The 18,020-nt window shown below is 33.6% G+C and carries 15 protein-coding genes and 2 pseudogenes; 10 read left to right on the forward strand and 7 right to left on the reverse strand.

Features of this window, described 5'->3' with window-relative positions:
* Nucleotides 1-3: 3 nt before the first annotated feature.
* On the forward strand, nt 4-483 hold the full coding sequence (locus NHG49_RS09690; protein WP_064476401.1) for a CcdC family protein: 480 nt from the start codon (nt 4-6) through the stop codon (nt 481-483).
* Nucleotides 484-533: 50 nt separating this feature from the next.
* Here NHG49_RS09690 and NHG49_RS09695 read toward each other — a convergent pair whose 3' ends face one another.
* Nucleotides 534-764, reverse strand: a complete 231-nt coding sequence (locus NHG49_RS09695) for a DUF896 domain-containing protein (RefSeq protein WP_064476400.1) — start codon at nt 762-764, stop codon at nt 534-536.
* 146 nt (nt 765-910) lie between these two features.
* A complete protein-coding gene (locus NHG49_RS09700) occupies nt 911-1,618 on the reverse strand; it encodes an alpha/beta fold hydrolase (protein ID WP_258125867.1) in 708 nt (235 codons plus the stop codon).
* Nucleotides 1,619-1,761: 143 nt separating this feature from the next.
* Here NHG49_RS09700 and NHG49_RS09705 point away from each other — a divergent pair, with 143 nt between their 5' ends.
* On the forward strand, nt 1,762-2,634 hold the full coding sequence (locus tag NHG49_RS09705; protein ID WP_064476398.1) for a LysR family transcriptional regulator: 873 nt from the start codon (nt 1,762-1,764) through the stop codon (nt 2,632-2,634).
* 45 nt (nt 2,635-2,679) lie between these two features.
* Here NHG49_RS09705 and NHG49_RS09710 read toward each other — a convergent pair whose 3' ends face one another.
* Together NHG49_RS09710 and NHG49_RS09715 are read right to left on the reverse strand one after the other, a co-directional pair.
* The gene (locus tag NHG49_RS09710; protein ID WP_258125869.1) at nt 2,680-3,396 is read right to left on the reverse strand and encodes a sulfite exporter TauE/SafE family protein; all 717 of its coding nucleotides are present in this window, start codon (nt 3,394-3,396) and stop codon (nt 2,680-2,682) included.
* Between the two features lie 15 nt (nt 3,397-3,411).
* A complete protein-coding gene (locus NHG49_RS09715; RefSeq protein WP_222661002.1) occupies nt 3,412-4,395 on the reverse strand; it encodes a F510_1955 family glycosylhydrolase in 984 nt (327 codons plus the stop codon).
* Nucleotides 4,396-4,616: 221 nt separating this feature from the next.
* Here NHG49_RS09715 and NHG49_RS09720 point away from each other — a divergent pair, with 221 nt between their 5' ends.
* The gene (locus NHG49_RS09720; protein WP_222661004.1) at nt 4,617-5,900 is read left to right on the forward strand and encodes an aminopeptidase P family protein; all 1,284 of its coding nucleotides are present in this window, start codon (nt 4,617-4,619) and stop codon (nt 5,898-5,900) included.
* Nucleotides 5,901-5,997: 97 nt separating this feature from the next.
* On the opposite strand, the gene NHG49_RS09725 is transcribed toward NHG49_RS09720, so the two are convergent.
* A complete protein-coding gene (locus NHG49_RS09725) occupies nt 5,998-6,546 on the reverse strand; it encodes a hypothetical protein (RefSeq protein ID WP_088048519.1) in 549 nt (182 codons plus the stop codon).
* A 332-nt stretch (nt 6,547-6,878) separates the two neighbouring features.
* Here NHG49_RS09725 and topB point away from each other — a divergent pair, with 332 nt between their 5' ends.
* On the forward strand, nt 6,879-9,023 hold the full coding sequence (topB, locus tag NHG49_RS09730; protein WP_064476394.1) for a DNA topoisomerase III: 2,145 nt from the start codon (nt 6,879-6,881) through the stop codon (nt 9,021-9,023).
* A 561-nt stretch (nt 9,024-9,584) separates the two neighbouring features.
* Here topB and alr read toward each other — a convergent pair.
* Nucleotides 9,585-10,700, reverse strand: coding sequence for an alanine racemase (alr, locus tag NHG49_RS09735; RefSeq protein ID WP_064476393.1), 1,116 nt, complete (start codon nt 10,698-10,700; stop codon nt 9,585-9,587).
* 1,321 nt (nt 10,701-12,021) lie between these two features.
* On the opposite strand from alr, the gene NHG49_RS09740 reads away from it, so the two are divergent.
* Nucleotides 12,022-13,269, forward strand: coding sequence for a DUF4153 domain-containing protein (locus tag NHG49_RS09740; protein ID WP_258125873.1), 1,248 nt, complete (start codon nt 12,022-12,024; stop codon nt 13,267-13,269).
* Between the two features lie 127 nt (nt 13,270-13,396).
* On the opposite strand, the gene NHG49_RS09745 is transcribed toward NHG49_RS09740, so the two are convergent.
* Nucleotides 13,397-14,362 (reverse strand): arsenic resistance protein, encoded by a 966-nt coding sequence (locus tag NHG49_RS09745; protein ID WP_064476391.1) that lies wholly within the window; start codon nt 14,360-14,362, stop codon nt 13,397-13,399.
* A 294-nt stretch (nt 14,363-14,656) separates the two neighbouring features.
* Between NHG49_RS09745 and NHG49_RS09750 the strand changes: the two genes are divergently transcribed.
* The 5 genes and pseudogenes from NHG49_RS09750 to NHG49_RS09765 all read left to right on the forward strand — a co-directional run.
* The gene (locus NHG49_RS09750; protein ID WP_000522525.1) at nt 14,657-15,349 is read left to right on the forward strand and encodes an FMN-dependent NADH-azoreductase; all 693 of its coding nucleotides are present in this window, start codon (nt 14,657-14,659) and stop codon (nt 15,347-15,349) included.
* Between the two features lie 235 nt (nt 15,350-15,584).
* A complete protein-coding gene (brnQ, locus tag NHG49_RS09755) occupies nt 15,585-16,940 on the forward strand; it encodes a branched-chain amino acid transport system II carrier protein (protein ID WP_258125874.1) in 1,356 nt (451 codons plus the stop codon).
* An 85-nt stretch (nt 16,941-17,025) separates the two neighbouring features.
* Entirely contained in the window at nt 17,026-17,445 is a 420-nt protein-coding gene (locus tag NHG49_RS09760) for a VOC family protein (RefSeq protein WP_064476389.1), read from the forward strand.
* Between the two features lie 215 nt (nt 17,446-17,660).
* Nucleotides 17,661-17,762 (forward strand): annotated as a pseudogene (locus NHG49_RS31650) (copper resistance CopC family protein); the annotation flags it as partial.
* 35 nt (nt 17,763-17,797) lie between these two features.
* A pseudogene (locus tag NHG49_RS09765) lies at nt 17,798-18,004 on the forward strand (branched-chain amino acid transporter); the annotation flags it as partial.
* Nucleotides 18,005-18,020 lie beyond the last annotated feature (16 nt).

Below are 18,020 nucleotides of genomic sequence, written 5' to 3' on the forward strand. Positions count from 1 at the left end.
AATATGATAGCACTTTTATCAAGTATTATAGCGGTTTGTATGGCTGTTGGAGTAATGTTTCTTCGCTTTAAAGCAGCGAAAAAACCGGTAACGAAAAAGAAAATTATATTACCGCCAATTTTTATGAGTACCGGCGCAATGATGTACTTCTTGCCGGAGTTTCGATTAACATCGTTAGAAATAGTAGAGGCGATTAGTATAGGACTTATTTTCTCTATATTTCTTATTAAAACAACTAAGTTTGAAATAAGAAGCGAACATATATATATGAAACCGTCAAAAGCATTCATATTTATTTTAGTCGGGTTATTGGCTGTACGAGTAGCGTTAAAATCATATTTAAGTCAATCAATTGATTTAGCAGAGTTAAGCGGAATGTTTTTCTTGCTCGCATTTGCGATGATTGTATCGTGGAGAATTGCGATGTATCGTTTATATGTTAAATTAGAAAAAACAATAAAAAGAGCTGGAATTTCTAAATAGGAATTCCGGCTCTTTTTATGTTTTATACGATTGTTTGTTTAGCTTTGATTTCATTTGCTTAATTTTAAACGTATTTGAGCATCTTGTAATGCGGCTGGTGTAACGTTAAGACCATGTTGATCAACAATTTTTGTGTTTAATAAAATGGAATCTAAGCTTCCACGAAATGTTTTTGTATAGTTTTGACGCAATATTTGTTGTTCTTGTTTTTCATCAACTGTTAATCCAGATGCTTTTTCTTTTTTTGATAATTCGTTAATACGGAATAAAATGTTTTTCATTTCTTTCACCTCTAATTTTAAATTAAATTAGTTACTTACTAATTTATAGTTATTTTAACTTTTTTATATGAATATGTCAAGAAGGGTAAAAGAAAAGTAGACACCCGTATTACAGTAAGTGGGTGTCTACAAGGAAAATATAAAGCTTAGCTTAATTCATGTAAGTGACTAACAAGTTTTGATGTTTTAGAGAAGAACGGTGAATGATCAGCTTCTAAAGTAATAACCTTCGCGCAAGGAGTTTCTGTATTCATTCGGCGCTGAAAATCAATTGGAATCGCTCTATCTAGAGTTGTTTCAATATAAATGCGATCTATAGTTCCGAAGTTTTCTTCAGAAATTTTTAGCTCTTGTTGAAACGGTCCTAGTGGCTGAGGACGCATTTGTTTGAAAGAAGATTCTTTAATAGCTGCATTTTTTGTAGCATTTGAAAATGTTTGTTCAGTCAACTCTGGTATAAGTTCTGCAGTCATGTCATTCTCATTAATTGAGAATTGTGGACCAGCTTCACCATCTAATTTACTACCAAGACTTTCTCCGTTTTGTGGTAAGAATGCGCAAAGATATACTAATTTATCGATTTTATTTGGTATAAGTTCAGCTGTTTGCGTGATTACAATTCCACCCATACTATGTCCAACAAGAATAACTTTTTCATTTTGTTGATTTATAGTAGCTGTTACTGCATTAACATAAGAATCTAGCGTTATATTTTGTGATGGAGTCATATCTTTTCCACTTCCAGGTAAGTCTAGTGTAACAACTGTATGTCCGAAAGCCTTTAGTTGAGGTTTTACTAATTCCCATGCCCATTCACCTTGCCATGCTCCATGTATTAAAATGTAAGTACTCATTTAATCAACACTCCTCTAATGTTTATATGCTTTATTTTTTCGTAATATTGATGGTGTATAATTAGTGTATCTGAAGTGGTTTGATAAATATAATGAAGGATATTTATAGATGATATAAATATCTTTTATATAAGGAGAACAGAATGAACGTTTTTGATTTTAAAGTTTTTAAAAATGTGGCTCGGTTGAACAGCATTAGTTTAGCAGCGAAAGAATTACATATGACACAGCCCGCTATAACTCATATCATAAACAAATTAGAGAAACGATATGCTTTAACTTTATTTGATCGCTCTAGACAAGGAACGATGTTAACTGAAAATGGAAAGGAATTTTTAGTTTGTGTAGATCGACTTCTAATGGAGTATGAAAACCTTGAAGAAACAGTTTTACAATTAAAAAATAGAAGCTTGTATAAGATTGTACTAGCTACGTATCCTTCCGTTACTGTATATTGTTTGGCGGAGTGTATCCAACTAGGTAATATTGATCAAAGTCAGTACGTGCTTGCAGTTCGAGAAGGAAGCTATCAAGAAGTATTAGATTGGCTGTCTTCTGGAAGTGCTGATTTTTCTATTTCTATAAAAGAAAATTTAATACCAGGATTTCATTATGAAGTTATTGGTGAAGATCCTTATGTTATGGTTTCTTCAAAGACTATTCCACCTAACCTTACTATTAAAGAGTTGAAAAATTATCCTTTTATTATGCCGCTTTCTGGTTGTAAAGAAGTACTTGAACCATATTTGATGAAAAATGAAATAACAGTTAATAAAGTGATGGAGTCAGAGTCAATTAGCTCGGCATTAGCACTTACTTTACAAGTTAACGGTATAACAATCGTTCCGTTATCAGGACTGCATAAACAAATCATTCATGACTTTATCGTGCAACCGATAGAAATTAAAATTCCACGACAACTTATTATGCAATGGTCACCTAAAAAAGAGAATGATCCGCTGTTCTTAGAATTTGTTAAGAATTTACTAAATCAACTACAACAAAAGAAAAAATGATACAAAAGGTAAGCTCATTTCACTGAAGCTTACCTTTTGTATATATTACCAATAAAGAGTAGTATCATAAAGTCCGATGAATATCAGAAGAACACCGGTTATAAGCTGAATAATTTTCCCTATTTTTCGGCTCTTTTTCAATAATGCTCCGTTTAATCCGAGGTAGAAGATGATGAACATAAGGACAACGATTGGTAGAGCAGTTCCTATTGAAAAGAATGTCGGAAACAAGTACCCATAATTAGATGATAAAGATAAAGGGATTAACGTTCCGAAAAATAGAACGAACATAGTTGGACATAAAGCTAACGAAAAGAAAAATCCAAGTAAAAATGAGCTGACTTCACTTTGTTTTCGTATAAATTTGATCGAGAAGAAATTTCTGCTCTTTATAATACCTGCCAACATTAACCCCATTAAAATTAATAAAGGTCCAATTATTTTTCGTAACCACGGGAAGTACAAAGTTAATATTTGCTGAAACTCTTTTCCTAAGAACCATACGAATAGTCCAAGCGTTGTAAAAGCTATTATTTTTCCTGAAATGAATAACAATATATGTTTCCATGCATGTCCCTTTTGTAAAGATTGATTGCCATAAAGTGTAATAGCGCTTATGTTTCCTGTTAATTGGCAAGGAGCAAGGGTACCTACTACGCCAAATAAAAATGCAAATAAAAGAGGTACTGATTTCGTAGCATTCGCGACATCCATTAAAGGAGACATGAGTTGGTAGCTCCATTCACTAATTGTTGAAAACACGTTATATTCACCTTTCTAATTAAATTGGAATGCTCCCTCTTTCGTAATCTGCTTCCACATTTTACCCTCATCTGTAGAAATGAACACATTTGCTTTCATTGTAGCAAATACTATTTCAGCTGAATTTTGAGGGTTTTGTGATATGTACATAATTGTATCTTTAGAATCTAAAGATGGAGTTTGTAGGTTTGTTTCTTCATTTGTAGCAATTGATTTCTTCGTTATCATTTGCTTATTGATAGGGGCGTAAAAAACATCTTCATTACTTAATGTAACTGCTGTCGATTCAAGTGATGTAGACAATAGTTCAAATGTATTTCCGTAATCTGTAGATAAGTAAACACCATCTTTAGCACTTACCGCGACTACACTAGATTGATCAGGGTGTACGGAAAAGGAATGAATTGTACTTGAAAGACCTTTTAACTTACTATTTTTCCAATCTTGTCCGTTGTTCGTACTGAAATAAAAACCTTGTTGTAATTTAGAATTTGGACGCTCATTGTATAAATAAATTGCTTCCGTATTATATCCAACAGCAAGGTTGTGAAAATCAGATTCTCCATAAAACGCTAGCTTCTCGAGGGTATTACCGCCATCAGAACTTTTCATTAATCCTAAAGGATTTTTTAAATTTGCACCTGGTTCAGGATGGCCGCTGGCAAAGAATCCGTTCTTCGTTGCCTGAAACCCCATATAATCATGTAGCTCAGTCTTAGTTTCAAGCCATTTTCCATTTTGATAAACTTTTATCCCGCTATGAGTGGCGATAGAAACCCCAGGCATATTTCCTGCATAGCCAATTCCGTGAATGTGCTCGATTTTTCCAAATGTAGTTTCCTTATAGAAGTTTTGCGGAATTGTATTTGCTGTTTCTGTATGTTTTGGCTGAGATTGCACCGTGTCTTTCTTCACTGGTGCTGTTTCGGCGTTGCTAGAACATCCTGTAATGAACAATAAAGAAGTAATTGCTAGTCTTGTTGCTACATAATGTTTCAAAGTAGTAGCTCCTTTCCTATATATGAGATTTTAAGTATATGGAATAAATGTCAAGAAATTGTGGAGTGGTATGCATAATTTCGATTGTAAGTGGCCCTAGTAATGAAAAATTTCCTTTCACTATGAGTACTATTAATTGACGAAAAATTATAACAATAATAGAATGAATTGTATTGGGTAATTAGATTTACCAGTATACATAGAACGCTAGGGGGAATATTATGAAATCAACATTTTTTGCTCAAAATAGAGAACGATTAGTAAACACATTACCAGATGAATCTATTACTATTTTATTTGCTGGACAAGCACCTCATATGTCAGCGGATGCACATTATAAATTTGTGCCGAATCGAAATTTTTACTATGTAACAGGAATCGAGGAACCAAATGTTATTTTCATGTTGAAGAAGTTTGGAAATAGTGTTGAAGAAACACTGTTCATTGAAAAATCGGATCCAGTCATGGAAAAATGGGTCGGTAAAACAGTTTCTAACAAAGAAGCAGAGAAAATTTCAGGTATAAAGAAAGTTGTATATTTAGATAGCTTTGAAAAGACAATTTCAAATATACTTTTTACAGAAAATGTGAAGCATCTATATTTAGATTTAGAGCGTCGTGAGTGGAATGGTACGGAGACCAAAACGCATGCTTTTGCTAAACATGTAAGAGAACAGTATCCACACGTTTTAATTGGTAATGTATATCCGAATATTTGTGAATTACGAGTGTTTAAAACAGAAGAAGAAGTTGAAATTATTAAAGAAGCAATTTCTGTAACGAAAGAGGGCATTTACAACGTACTTAAGCATGCAAAAGCTGACATGATGGAGTATGAATTAGAAGCTCAGTTTGATTTCACACTGAAATCATCTGGCATTAAGCATCATGCATTCAATACAATTTTGGCAAGTGGAAAAAATGCTACAGTTCTTCATTATGAAGACAATGATGCACAAATTCAAAATGGTGATTTAGTACTGCTAGATTTAGGCGCTCAAAAAGACTACTATAACGCTGATATTAGTTATACATTCCCGGCAAATGGAACATTCTCTAGTCGCCAAAAACAAATGTATAATATTGTATTAAAAGCATTGAAAGAAACAACGGAACTCATTAAGCCAGGAGTAAAGTTTGCTGCATTAAATGAGCATACAAAAAAGGTACTAGCAGAAGAGTGTAAAGAAATTGGCTTAATTCAAGAAGACGAAGAGTTATCAAAATACTATTATCATGGTGTTAGCCATTTCCTTGGTTTAGATACGCATGATGTAGGAACATATAAAGATAGAGTGTTAGAAGAAGGTATGGTAATAACAATTGAACCTGGTCTTTATATTGAAGAAGAATCAATTGGAATTCGTATTGAAGATGATATTCTTGTAACGAAAGACGGACATGAAAACTTGTCAAAAGATATTATTAGAGAAGTGGAAGAGATTGAAGCGTTTATGAGAGAAAATAATGTGAATGTAAAAGAAGATGAAGTTGTTACGAAATAATGATCGGGAAAGACGCTCAAGTTTGAGCGTCTTTTTATTTTGTTCATTTTAAACCGCGATATTTCCTCGAAAAGCATCTTCAATTATATTCCAAATGTCAATGTATTATATGTTGATCATGCCCGGACGAAGGTGGGGGAGTATGATCTGGGAATGTCACGAATACGGCAACGATAATTACCACACTAATTGATAGTAATAACAAAAAACGCCGTTGAATAAAAGTAGAAAAAGTTTCTGATAAAAGTTGAATCATACATGACATAGTTATTGTTATCGTAAGTAAAAGACTAATAAACAGTATACTATGAGCTTGTTGAGCGTTTAACATTTCTGTAATCATTGCTCCCATCATACTTGCCATTAATCCAGAGAACATTCCTTCTAAAGCAGTAAATAGGTGAAACCGTAGACCGACTAAAAAACCGATACAACTACTAATTAAAATCGCAAGCAAAGTAGAATATAGTAATTCACCTTTAAAAAGAATACCTAAATAAAAACCGATACTTAAACCCGTACTCATACTAAAAGACATAATAAATACCATATACTCCATTAGGGTACCCTTGAGTTTAGATATATATGATGTAATAAGAATCGAGATACAACAAAGTGTTAAGGCGGTTAATGTGTAAGCGAACATTATGATACCTCCCTGTCCTATCATTCATTTCATCATATGTTCATATGGAGAGTACTTATGCTTATTTATATCTGCATATTATCTGCACAATTTCATAAATGTAAGCAAGAAGGCTTCTGATTTTTTGGGACGTCTTTTTAATTATGAGCATGTGAATGTAAGAGTTAAATGAAGAGTTTCTATTGTGAAGCCATAAAGAATAAGCGTATAATATTATAGGTCTCCCATTTGCGAGACAAACCGCGAATGATAAATAAGATTGTTGTTTTATCATCGCCTCTAAACAGATAGACAATGAAAGTAACACTGGAATACAGATAGGGAGTTATAAAATGAAATTAATTATTGCCGAGAAACCAGATCAAGGTTTGGCTCTTGTTTCACAATTTAAATATCGCCGGAAAGATGGATATTTAGAAGTAGAAGCGAATGAGTTATTTCCAAATGGAGCGTACTGTACATGGGCAATTGGTCATTTGACGCAGTTATGTAATCCAGAGCATTATCACGCAGAGTGGAAAAAATGGTCACTTAATACGTTACCGATGATTCCAGAGCGTTTTCAATTTGAAGTAACAAAGTCGAAGTATAAACAGTTTAACGTTGTGAAACAGCTGTTACATAATCCGGGGGTAACAGAAATTATTCATGCGGGCGATGCTGGGCGTGAAGGGGAATTAATCGTACGAAACATTATTAATCTTTGCAACGTGCAAAAGCCGATGAAGCGTCTTTGGATTTCATCTTTAACGAAGCAAGCTATTTACCAAGGGTTTAAAAACTTGCTTGATGAATCAGATACAATTAATACGTACTATGAGGCGTATACAAGGTCATGTGCGGATTGGGTCGTTGGTATGAATGCATCGCGTGTCTTTAGTATTTTGCTAAAGAAAAAAGGAATGAACGATGTATTTTCAGCTGGTCGTGTACAAACACCGACACTTGCATTAATTGTAAAGCGTGAAAAAGAAATAGAGAACTTTAAGTCAGAGCCATTTTGGGAAGTGTTTGCAACCTTTAATATAGAAGGAAAGAAGTATGAGGGGAAATGGGAGAAAGACAATGAATCTCGCTTACAAGACCCTGATATGGCAAATAAAATTGCAGCATTTTGCCAAGGGAAACCGGCCGTAGTAAAAGAAATGAAAACGGAGCGTAAAGAGTTTCAGCCGCCGTTTTTATTTAATTTATCAGCACTGCAAGCGACAGCTAATAAAGCTTTTAAATTTTCACCGAAAAAGACGCTTGATATAACACAAGCACTATATCAAAAAGGGATAGTTTCTTATCCGCGTTCGGATTCTAACTATGTTACACAAGGAGAAGCAGCGACGTTCCCTGATATTTTACAGAAGTTAAGTCAATTTGATGAATATAAAGGTTTATTACCAGCTCCAGTTGAATCGATTATGAATAATAAGCGTTATGTGAATGAAAAAAAAGTTACAGATCACTACGCTATTATTCCGACAGAGCAAGTTACAAATCCAAGTAAACTATCAGGTGATGAAAAGAAAATTTACGATATGATCGTAAGAAGACTGATTGCGGCGCATTATGAAGTAGCAATCTTTGACTACACAACGATTACAACTCTTGTAGACGAACGTGCTGAATTCATTTCAAAAGGAAAACAGCAAATTCAAGAAGGTTGGCGTAAAGTTATTTTCCAAGACGATAAAGATGACGAAACAATTCTTCCAATTGTCGCAGAAGGTGAACAAGGAAAAGTTGTAAAGGTGAAAGTGAAAGAAGGAAAAACACAGCCGCCGAAGCGTTATACAGAAGGACAACTTATTACGTTAATGAAAACGGCCGGTAAGTATTTAGAGAATGAAGAGCTGGAGAAAGTATTAAAGAAAACAGAAGGTTTAGGTACAGAGGCAACGCGTGCAGGTATTATTACGATGCTGAAAGACCGTAAATATATAGATGTGCAGAAGAACCAAGTGTATGCAACCGATAAAGGGAAAGTATTAATTACCGCAATAGGAGACAAAATATTAGCTTCACCAGAAATGACAGCGAAATGGGAGCAGCGCCTTGCGGAAATTGGTGAAGGCACAGCTTCACCAGCTACATTTATGGAACAAACGAAAAAGCTATCAGCTAAAATTATTGAAGATGCGGTAGAAATGTCGGAGAAATGGGATTTCACTGGATTACATGTTGAATCAATTGAACGAAAAGGATCGAAATTTACAACAGGTAAAAAGGTAGGTAGCTGTAAAAAATGTGATGGCGATGTGATTGATAAGTCAACGTTTTACGGTTGTTCTAACTACAATACGACGCAATGTGATTTTACCATCTCAAAGAAAATATTAAGCAAAACAATTTCGCAAAAAAATATGACAAAGCTCTTAAAAGGTGAAAAGACCGATTTAATTAAAGGCTTTAAAAAGGGCGAGAAAACATTTGATGCGAAGTTAGAGTGGAAAGATAATAAGATGAATTTTGTATTTGAGAATTAAGTGGTGTCAATAAATAAAAAAGTTCTTTCTTGAGTAAAAGCTTCTGTAACAGACTAGGTTTGAAAAAATATTTATAGAAAAGAAAAAGCATGACAAATTTATGTCATGCTTTTTCTACAATTAGTCAAGCTATATTTATCTGGAACATCTGGGTATGAAGGTGCATTGTATATGGTGGAAACAATTTTCCACCATATCAATTTAATATAGCTTGGTCCAATTGAAGTGTCCAAAAGGAAAAATTAATTAGACTGGGGAACAATTAACTAGGCTAGAGGAAAATCAGAAGGAAATAATTTTCCGTTAATTCTGTTAAAATTCTGATTTGAACATTAAATAAAATCTCATGAATGGAAGGCTTGATTTCAAAATAAATTATATGAATGGGAGTGTTGTAAATTAGGTAGAAGTATAAATATTAACAAAGAACATGTTTTGAATAAAGCTACGTATTTATTCTGGAAAAAGGGTTATGAAGCTACATCCATTTCATATCTTTTCAACATAGTGACCTAATACATAACAATTGAGATAATTATGATAAATACTGTCTTTAGCTGGTTATTTGTAAATTCTAGGAACTCTCTGACCCAAGTTACAAGCAACTTCATACGATATGGTTCCTAACATATTTGCCACTTCATCTAATGATATGAAATAATCCCCTTGACCTCCATAAACTACCACTTCATCACCAATATTTACATCCTTAATATCAGTAACATCAATCATACAAAAATCCATACATATTCTACCAAAAACAGGAGCTATTTGTCCGTGTATAAGGACATAAGCCGTTCCAGATAATCGCCTCGAATACCCATCTGCATAACCAATTGGAATAGTTGCAATAATTGCTTTATCTCTTTCAACGCTAGTTGCTCCATATGATACGCCATCTCCCTTCTCAAGTGTCTGGATATAGATGACTTTGGTTTTTAACTGCATTGCTTGTTTAAGATTAACTTTTGTTTTATTCACCTCTTTAGATGGATAAAGGCCATACATTGAAATACCAATACGAACCATATCGTAGGTCATATCTGGCATTTCTATTGTTGCAGCACTATTGGCAATATGAAATATGGGAATAGAAACTTTTTGTTTCTCCAATTCTTCCAATAACCTTCTCCATCGGTTCTTTTGCTTTTCTGCATACCGTATGTCGGCTTCATCTGCGGTAGCAAAATGCGAGTAGACTCCTTCTAGATAAAGGCCATCCATTTTTGACACGATATGGATAAAATCACTTGCTCCTTCTGCTTGAAGTCCCAATCGTCCCATTCCTGTATCGACTTTGACGTGAACCTTTGCCTGTTTTCCTAAGATTTGCCCAGAATTTGATAAAGCTTCTGCATGTTCCATATCAAAAATTGATTGTGTTAAATCCCAATAAACAACATGATTCGATGCTGATGGAGGTGTGTATCCAAGTATAAGTATAGGTGCCTGAATATCTGATTTTCGTAGTTTAATAGCTTCTTCTAAACTGGCCACCGCTAGATAATCCACTCCACTATTAATCGCTTTTTGGGAAACCTCGACAGCACCGTGCCCATAACCATTCGCTTTTACGGTGGCCATTATTATTGTTGAGTTAGGTATTATTTTTCGAAATTCACTAATATTATGTGAAATATTACTAAGGCTAATTTCAGTCCATATTGGTCTATACATCATTTCCCCCCACTTTAGGTGAATTTTCAATGATCGTTTCAAGTAGCTCATTAAACCGATTGCCCACTGATTGTGAACTTTTTAAGAGCAGACTTTTTTTCGTCTTCCTAGGGAATTAATTAACTTCCAACACATAAGGGAGACTATACAGGACGGCCGTCTGTAAGCTTAAAGGCGTTAAACACTATATTCATACCATTGCTAAAATTTTTACATACCTGCACTAATCCAAAAAGGTCCACACAATAAGTATTTTTACGGTCTTATGGTAGGGTGTGGAACCACTATGATAGATGGTAGCTAGAAAATATGATGGTGGGTCATCCCCCTTTAGATTAATTAAATTCAAATAAATTGTATAAGGAGTTATTCTATTAAATGGCCCAATTGTTAAATAACATGACCAGCATTTTTTAAACAAATTTATTATGTTTTAAAAGAATTTATTGTAAATTAAAATTCTTTTTTATCTCTGGACATTTTCATTTTCTCTTACATTTTGAAACTTTGAGTTTTGTTCTTCATCTTAAATATGTGTTAGAAAATAAATTTAGTAATAAAAGAGCTACTATTGCTAAAATAAAAATGTTAACGAGCCTATATCAAGGGTTGAAACCAGAAGTAGCGAAATACTTAGAAGAAAAAGTCTACTTTCATAATAAACAAATTTCTAATGTGGTAAATAAAATGTGATTATTTTAAAAGATACTGATTCATAAAAGAGTAGTAAAAAGCAAATCGAAGTTGCTGTTATCTTATTTAAAGTGGATGAAAATATATAAAGGAAGATTAGATATTTTAGGATTGCTTAGAGTTTATTTTTGGCTAGGAAACTTATATATTTATCATTACTATTTCGTGAGTCATAAGGTACATTTTACAATTTACAGGTGAAAAAATATTCCTTTATAGGTGAAGGTACTTTTTATGTCAGGTATTTTAATTTTAAAAAACTATGAAGCATAAAAATTCGGAAGAAAAAGTTCTTTACTTTGGGACAAGTGGTTTCAACAAATAAAAAAGTATGCCAATTAAACTGTACCCTATAGAGTAGACACTGAAAAAATCTATTTTATAGGGAACTTCTTTTATATAAAGGGAAAATAAGGAATTAGAAAATGGAAATAAGCAATTAAGAGCACAACCGAAAGTAGCTTACACTAATATTTGTGAAAATATGCAATAAAAATATCGTATGAATTAATAAAAATTTATTGTAAAACGATAAAAATTATATTAAAATCAAAAACATAATAAATAAGTGTGGTGCTTTTTATGGAAAAGGTAACAACTTTATTTTTTAATTAGAGGAGGTATAAATATGGACATTAACAATTTGATTATTGAAAATATGGATAATCCTCATGAGTTGGAGAGAATGTATAGAAAAGACCCGAAAGCTTTTAAAAAGTCATTCTCACAAGCATGGGATAAAAATCCTGATTCTCAGGTGCTAGCTGCTTGGTATGAAAGGTTGCATTTCAAGGAGACGGCAGATAAAGAAAAAATATCGCTGTTTCAAAAAGGTTTCTTATTCATGGGCATGTTAGCTATTCTAGCTGGGCTAAGCACTAGAATCATTTTCCACTTTGTCGAGCAGGAAGCAATTGCTCCAATTAACTTGGCTTTTGGTGTAATTCCCTTTATTGCTGCTTATTTTATTTACAATAATACTCCGAAAAAAAGTATTATTTATTTCCTTGCAGCGTTGTTCCTAATTGCCGGGTTGTATCTTAATATGTTGCCATTAAATTATAAAGACAGCAGTATCCTTGCGTATTTACATCTTCCTATATTGTTATGGGTCTTATTGGGACTTGCGTTTACGGGAAATGAATATTCAAAAGGCAGTACAAGATTAGCTTATATTAAATTTAATTTAGAATATTGTCTTCTCTACGCGAGCATGGCAGTGAGCGGAATGATACTAGCAGTATTCACCATGAAGTTATTTAGCTTTGTTGATTTGGATATAGGAGAATTCTATTTTAGTAATGTTGTATTATTTGGAGCTGCCGCTCTCGCTGTAGTGGCTGCATACTTAGTATCATTGAATCTTAAACTTGCTAAAAATATTACACTATACATATCTAAAATTTTTAGTCCTCTCGTCCTGATCACATTGTTTATTTATCTTATAACGGTAATTTGGGTCGCGAAAAATCCATTCTTGGATCGTGATTTCCTAATGGCCTTCAACGTAATACTCCTTGGTGTATTGGCTGTTACTATATTTTCTATCGTTGAGAGTGATTCAGACGAGAAAAAGAGCATTTCAGATTATATAAATTTTGCCTTAATTGTTCTGGCGCTTATTATTGACACTGTCGCATTATCAGCCATCGTATTCAGACTTTCTTCTTACGGGATTACACCTAATAGACTTGCTGTTTTAGGCGTAAACATACTGATTTGGGCAAATCTCATTTGGATTATGTTTTCCTATATGCGTTTTCTACAAAACAAATCAGGACCGACAGCTATTCAAGATGCTGTTACGAAGTATTTGCCAATCTACGGACTTTGGGCAGCTTTCGTAATATTTACTTTTCCTATAATTTTTAATTAGAAAGACATAGTAAATGTAACGACAAGCTAATTTTCTATCACGTATAAAATCCTTAGAGTCGATAATGATCGTTACTTCTATAAGTTCTCTAAAATAAAAAAACGTCCCAAAGTAGGACGTTTTTTTATTATGTATATTGCTTTTTTTTCTTAATAAGTAATAACACTTGTGACACACAAGCAAGTACTGGTAGTTCTATTAATGGTCCAATCACTAATGCAAGTGCAATAAGAGGTTCGTCTGGAAAAGCTGTTACAGCAATAGCGAGTGCAACAGGCGAGTTTCTTGCTAATGTTGTTAAGCTTAGACTAACTGTATCTTTATAAGATAAACGCATCATGCGTCCGATAAATTGTCCAAGTACAAAATTAATGATGAAGAACAATAGAACAGGAATGAGTAATAGTAAAACAACATTCATATTTTGTAGTAAATATTTACCTTGTGATGCAAACATCGCTACAATTGCTAAACTTAAAAATACAATTTGCGCAGAGCTGAAAAACGGAATGAGTTTATTCTCGAGTGTTTCAGTTTGTTTCATTTTATACATAATGAATTTTGTAGCGTGTGCAAGTACAAATGGTAAGACGATTACGATAACAATACTTTCTACTAAAACAGAAACCGCTACAGTCTTCATGACACCAGCAAATAAAAATAAATAAATGGGAAGGAGTAGTACTTGCAAAATTAAATTTACAGGCAAAATGGCAGTAGAAAGTGCTACATTTCCTTTCGCTATTTCAGTAAAGATTAAGTACCAGTCTGTACATGGAGTAACCATTAACATAATAAATCCAACCCAAAGTGCTGGATGGTCGGAAAGAAATAGTGCTCCTAATCCCCAAGCGAGTAAAGGTGTCCATAAAAAATTAATAGTAAGGCTCGTTCCAGCAAATTTTAAATTGCGGAATCCATTTTTTATTTCTTTCAATGGAATGCTGAGGAATAATCCATACAGCATGAAAAATAAGAAGGGGACAATAAATTGCTCTGAATACATATGTATCAAATGAAATTGTCCGAGTACGATGCCGCATGTAACAGCAAAAAGAATAATAAAAGTTTGAATCTTTTCTATAGTGCTCATGAGTAAATCCTTTCTAAATATGAATTGCCCTCTCTACATCCATTATACAAACAATAAAGTTACAATTGGTGTATGAATTGTATTGTGGTCATTATTTTTAATCCGAGATATTATTTTTTATTTAAAGTTACTTGACTAAAGTAAGTTACTGTATTACAATCACTTACATAAGGTAATTAAATAACAAAAAGTTTTTTGTGTTTTTACTTAAGGTATCTATTGGAACTTTTTACTAGAATAAGAATTTTTATGATGATGAATAATGAATATGATAAGAAAGTTTAGGTGAAGAAAGTGGGATTATTTAGCTCATTATTTGGTAAAAAAGAAGAAAATACAAAAGTAGAGGGGAATAAAACAATGTCAAAAGTATTATTTGTAAAAGCAAACGATCGTCCGGCGGAGCAAGCAGTTAGTTCAAGAATGTATGAAACATTTGTAAGTGCTTATAAAGAAGCGAACCCAAATACAGAAATTACGGAGTTAGATTTATTCGCATTAGATCTGCCGTATTACGGAAATATCGCGATTTCAGGTGGATATAAACGTAGTCAAGGAATGGAGTTAACAGCAGAAGAAGAGAAGGCTGTAGCTAAGGTAGATCAATATTTAAATCAGTTTTTAGAAGCTGATAAAGTTGTATTTGCGTTCCCACTATGGAACTTCACAGTGCCAGCACCATTAATCACATATATTTCATACTTATCTCAAGCTGGAAAAACATTTAAATATACAGCAAATGGCCCAGTAGGTTTAGCTGGTGATAAGAAAGTCGTTGTATTAGGTGCGCGTGGTTCGGATTATTCTTCAGAACAAATGGCTCCTATGGAAATGGCGGTTAATTATGTAACGAATGTGCTTGGGTTCTGGGGAATTACAAATCCAGAGACTGTTGTAATTGAAGGGCACAATCAATATCCAGATCGTTCACAACAAATTGTTGAAGAAGGTTTAGAGAACGTTAAGAAAGTAGCGGCAAAATTTTAATTGATAGTAAATGTAAAAAACCAACATGGATGACCATGTTGGTTTTTTAGTCTATTTCTATGTTAAAAAATGTATATTTATAAAATAAATGAAAAGTTTGAAAATAGTATTGCAAAATATTATATGACAAACTATAATAAGTTCAAGAATAGTTGATAGTCGAATTGAATATTCAGAAAATTCAATTAGTTAAAAATGGAAAATGAGATAAGGAAATTTGAATGGGGGTTATATTATGGCGAATAAAGTACCGTTTTCGTTCATAGTAGTTATTGGATTAATGTTATTTGCACTATTTTTTGGAGCAGGAAATTTAATATTCCCGGCAATGCTCGGTCAATCGGCAGGAGAGAATGTATGGATTGCTAACGCTGGATTTTTAGTAACGGGTGTTGGATTACCACTACTAGGTGTACTGGCATTTGGTTTTTCGGGTAAAGATGATTTACAGTCATTAGCAAGTCGTGCTCACCCAGTATTCGGGATTGTGTTTACAACAGTTTTATACTTAGCGATTGGCCCGTTATTTGCAATACCAAGAACAGGAAATGTTTCTTATGAAATTGGTCTTAAACCGTTTATGCCAGAAGGATTAGGTTCTACACCTTTAATTCTTTTCACAATTGTATTCTTTAGCATCACTTGTTTTTTTTCGCTAAATCCTGCGAAAATTGTCGATATTGTTGGAAAAATCTTAACGCCAATTAAGTTAACTTTCATTGGTATTTTAGTAATCGTTGCTTTTATACATCCGATTGGAGATATGCAAGCACCAGTGGAAGCTTATACATCACATGCATTCTTTAAAGGATTCCAAGAAGGATACTTAACAATGGACACGCTTGCATCATTCGTATTTGGAATCATCATCATTAATGCAATTAAAGAAAAAGGTGCAAAAACGAAAACACAGATTATGATCGTTTGTGCAAAAGCGACAATCATTGCAGCATCTATTTTAGCAATTATCTATACAGCTCTTTCTTATATGGGTGCTTCAAGTGTTGCGAAGCTTGGACATTTAGAGAACGGTGGAGAAGTATTAGCGAAAGTTTCTAACTACTATTTCGGATCATATGGTGGAGTATTATTAGGATTAATGATTACAGTAGCGTGTTTAACAACTAGTGTGGGACTTGTATCAGCATGTTCTTCATTCTTCCATAAGTTATTCCCAAGTGTTCCTTACAAAGCGATTGCCATCACGCTATGTGTATTTAGTGCAATTGTTGCAAACGTAGGATTAACACAATTAATCGCAGTTTCTGTTCCAGTACTAACAGCAATTTATCCACTAGCAATCGTATTGATTTTCTTAACATTCTTCCATTCATTATTCAAAGGAAGAGCTGAAGTTTATCAAGTGAGCTTAATCGTAACATTTATCATCAGCTTATTCGATGGATTAAGTGCAGCTGGAGTTAACATTGAAGTAGTAAGCCGAGTGTTCACTAAATTCCTTCCGATGCAAGAAGTAGGATTAGGATGGATCTTCCCAGCGATTATCGGTGGATTTATCGGATATGGCATTAGCGTTTTAAAAGCAAAAAATCAAGTTCAACCAGCTAGTGTGAATAAGAAAATAGGTTAAATAAAAAAGTTATAGAACTTGTTTCTATAACTTTTTTTGTTACTATTGATAAGGATAGAAAAAATAAAGTAGTAGGGGAAATAAAATGAAAAAAACAATTGATCATATCGGCATCGCAGTTCGAGATATAAATAGTACGATACGTTTTTATGAAAATGTGTTACTAGGAACTTTAATAGATCGTTACGTAAGTGAAGCTCCTGGTGTGGAAAGCGAAGTAGCCATTCTTGAAGTGGATGGAGATAGAATTGAATTACTTGCACCGACGAATAATACGACATCTCCAATTGCCCGTTTTATTAAACAAAAAGGTAAAGGTGTTCATCACGTTGCGTATCGTGTCGATGATTTAGATGTGGCTCTAGAAGAGTTAAAAGAACAAGGTATTCGGACATTAGAGCATACACTTCGGATTAATAAGCACGGTAGAAGATTAATATATCTTAACCCAGCGGATACAGAGGGAACAATCATTGAGTATTGTGATTATCCGGAAGAGAAGTAGAGGAATTTTATGATTGAAAAAGGGTGTTGCGTAATTGCGTGACGCCTTTTTAATTTGTGTATTTTCTTTAGGTGGAACATCCTGCTATAGAGTTCCTTATATTTAATGAGGTTAAATTCTTAGGATGGGAATATAGTTTAGGAAGTATATGTAAGAAAAGTATAGTGATGAAAAATAAGTGAAGTGTGAAAGTAATAAGAAGGCTAGAGGCATAGTTGCTAATAGAGTGCATTTTCATTATAGGGGTACCAAAAAGTGCCGCTGCTCATGGGTATGTTGTGAAATCGAACCCTACTGAAAATGAAATGTTGAAGAAGCGCTAACTGTTGTGAAAATTAAATGCGGTGAGGCTATAACATTTATCATCAGTTTATGTAATAGATTAATTGCAGCTGGAGTTAACATTGAAGTAGTAAGCCATCTGTTCACGATGCAGGTAGTAGGGTTAGACTGGATTTTCCTCGCGATTATCGGTGGATTTATTGGGGAGGGTATTAATGTTTTAGGAGTGAAAAATCAAGTTCAACCAGCAGCTAGAGAGAATAAGAAAATAGGTTAAGTAAAAAAAGGTTATA

It is taken from the genome of Bacillus sp. IBL03825 (assembly GCF_024712505.1).
Classification (GTDB): domain Bacteria; phylum Bacillota; class Bacilli; order Bacillales; family Bacillaceae_G; genus Bacillus_A; species Bacillus_A wiedmannii.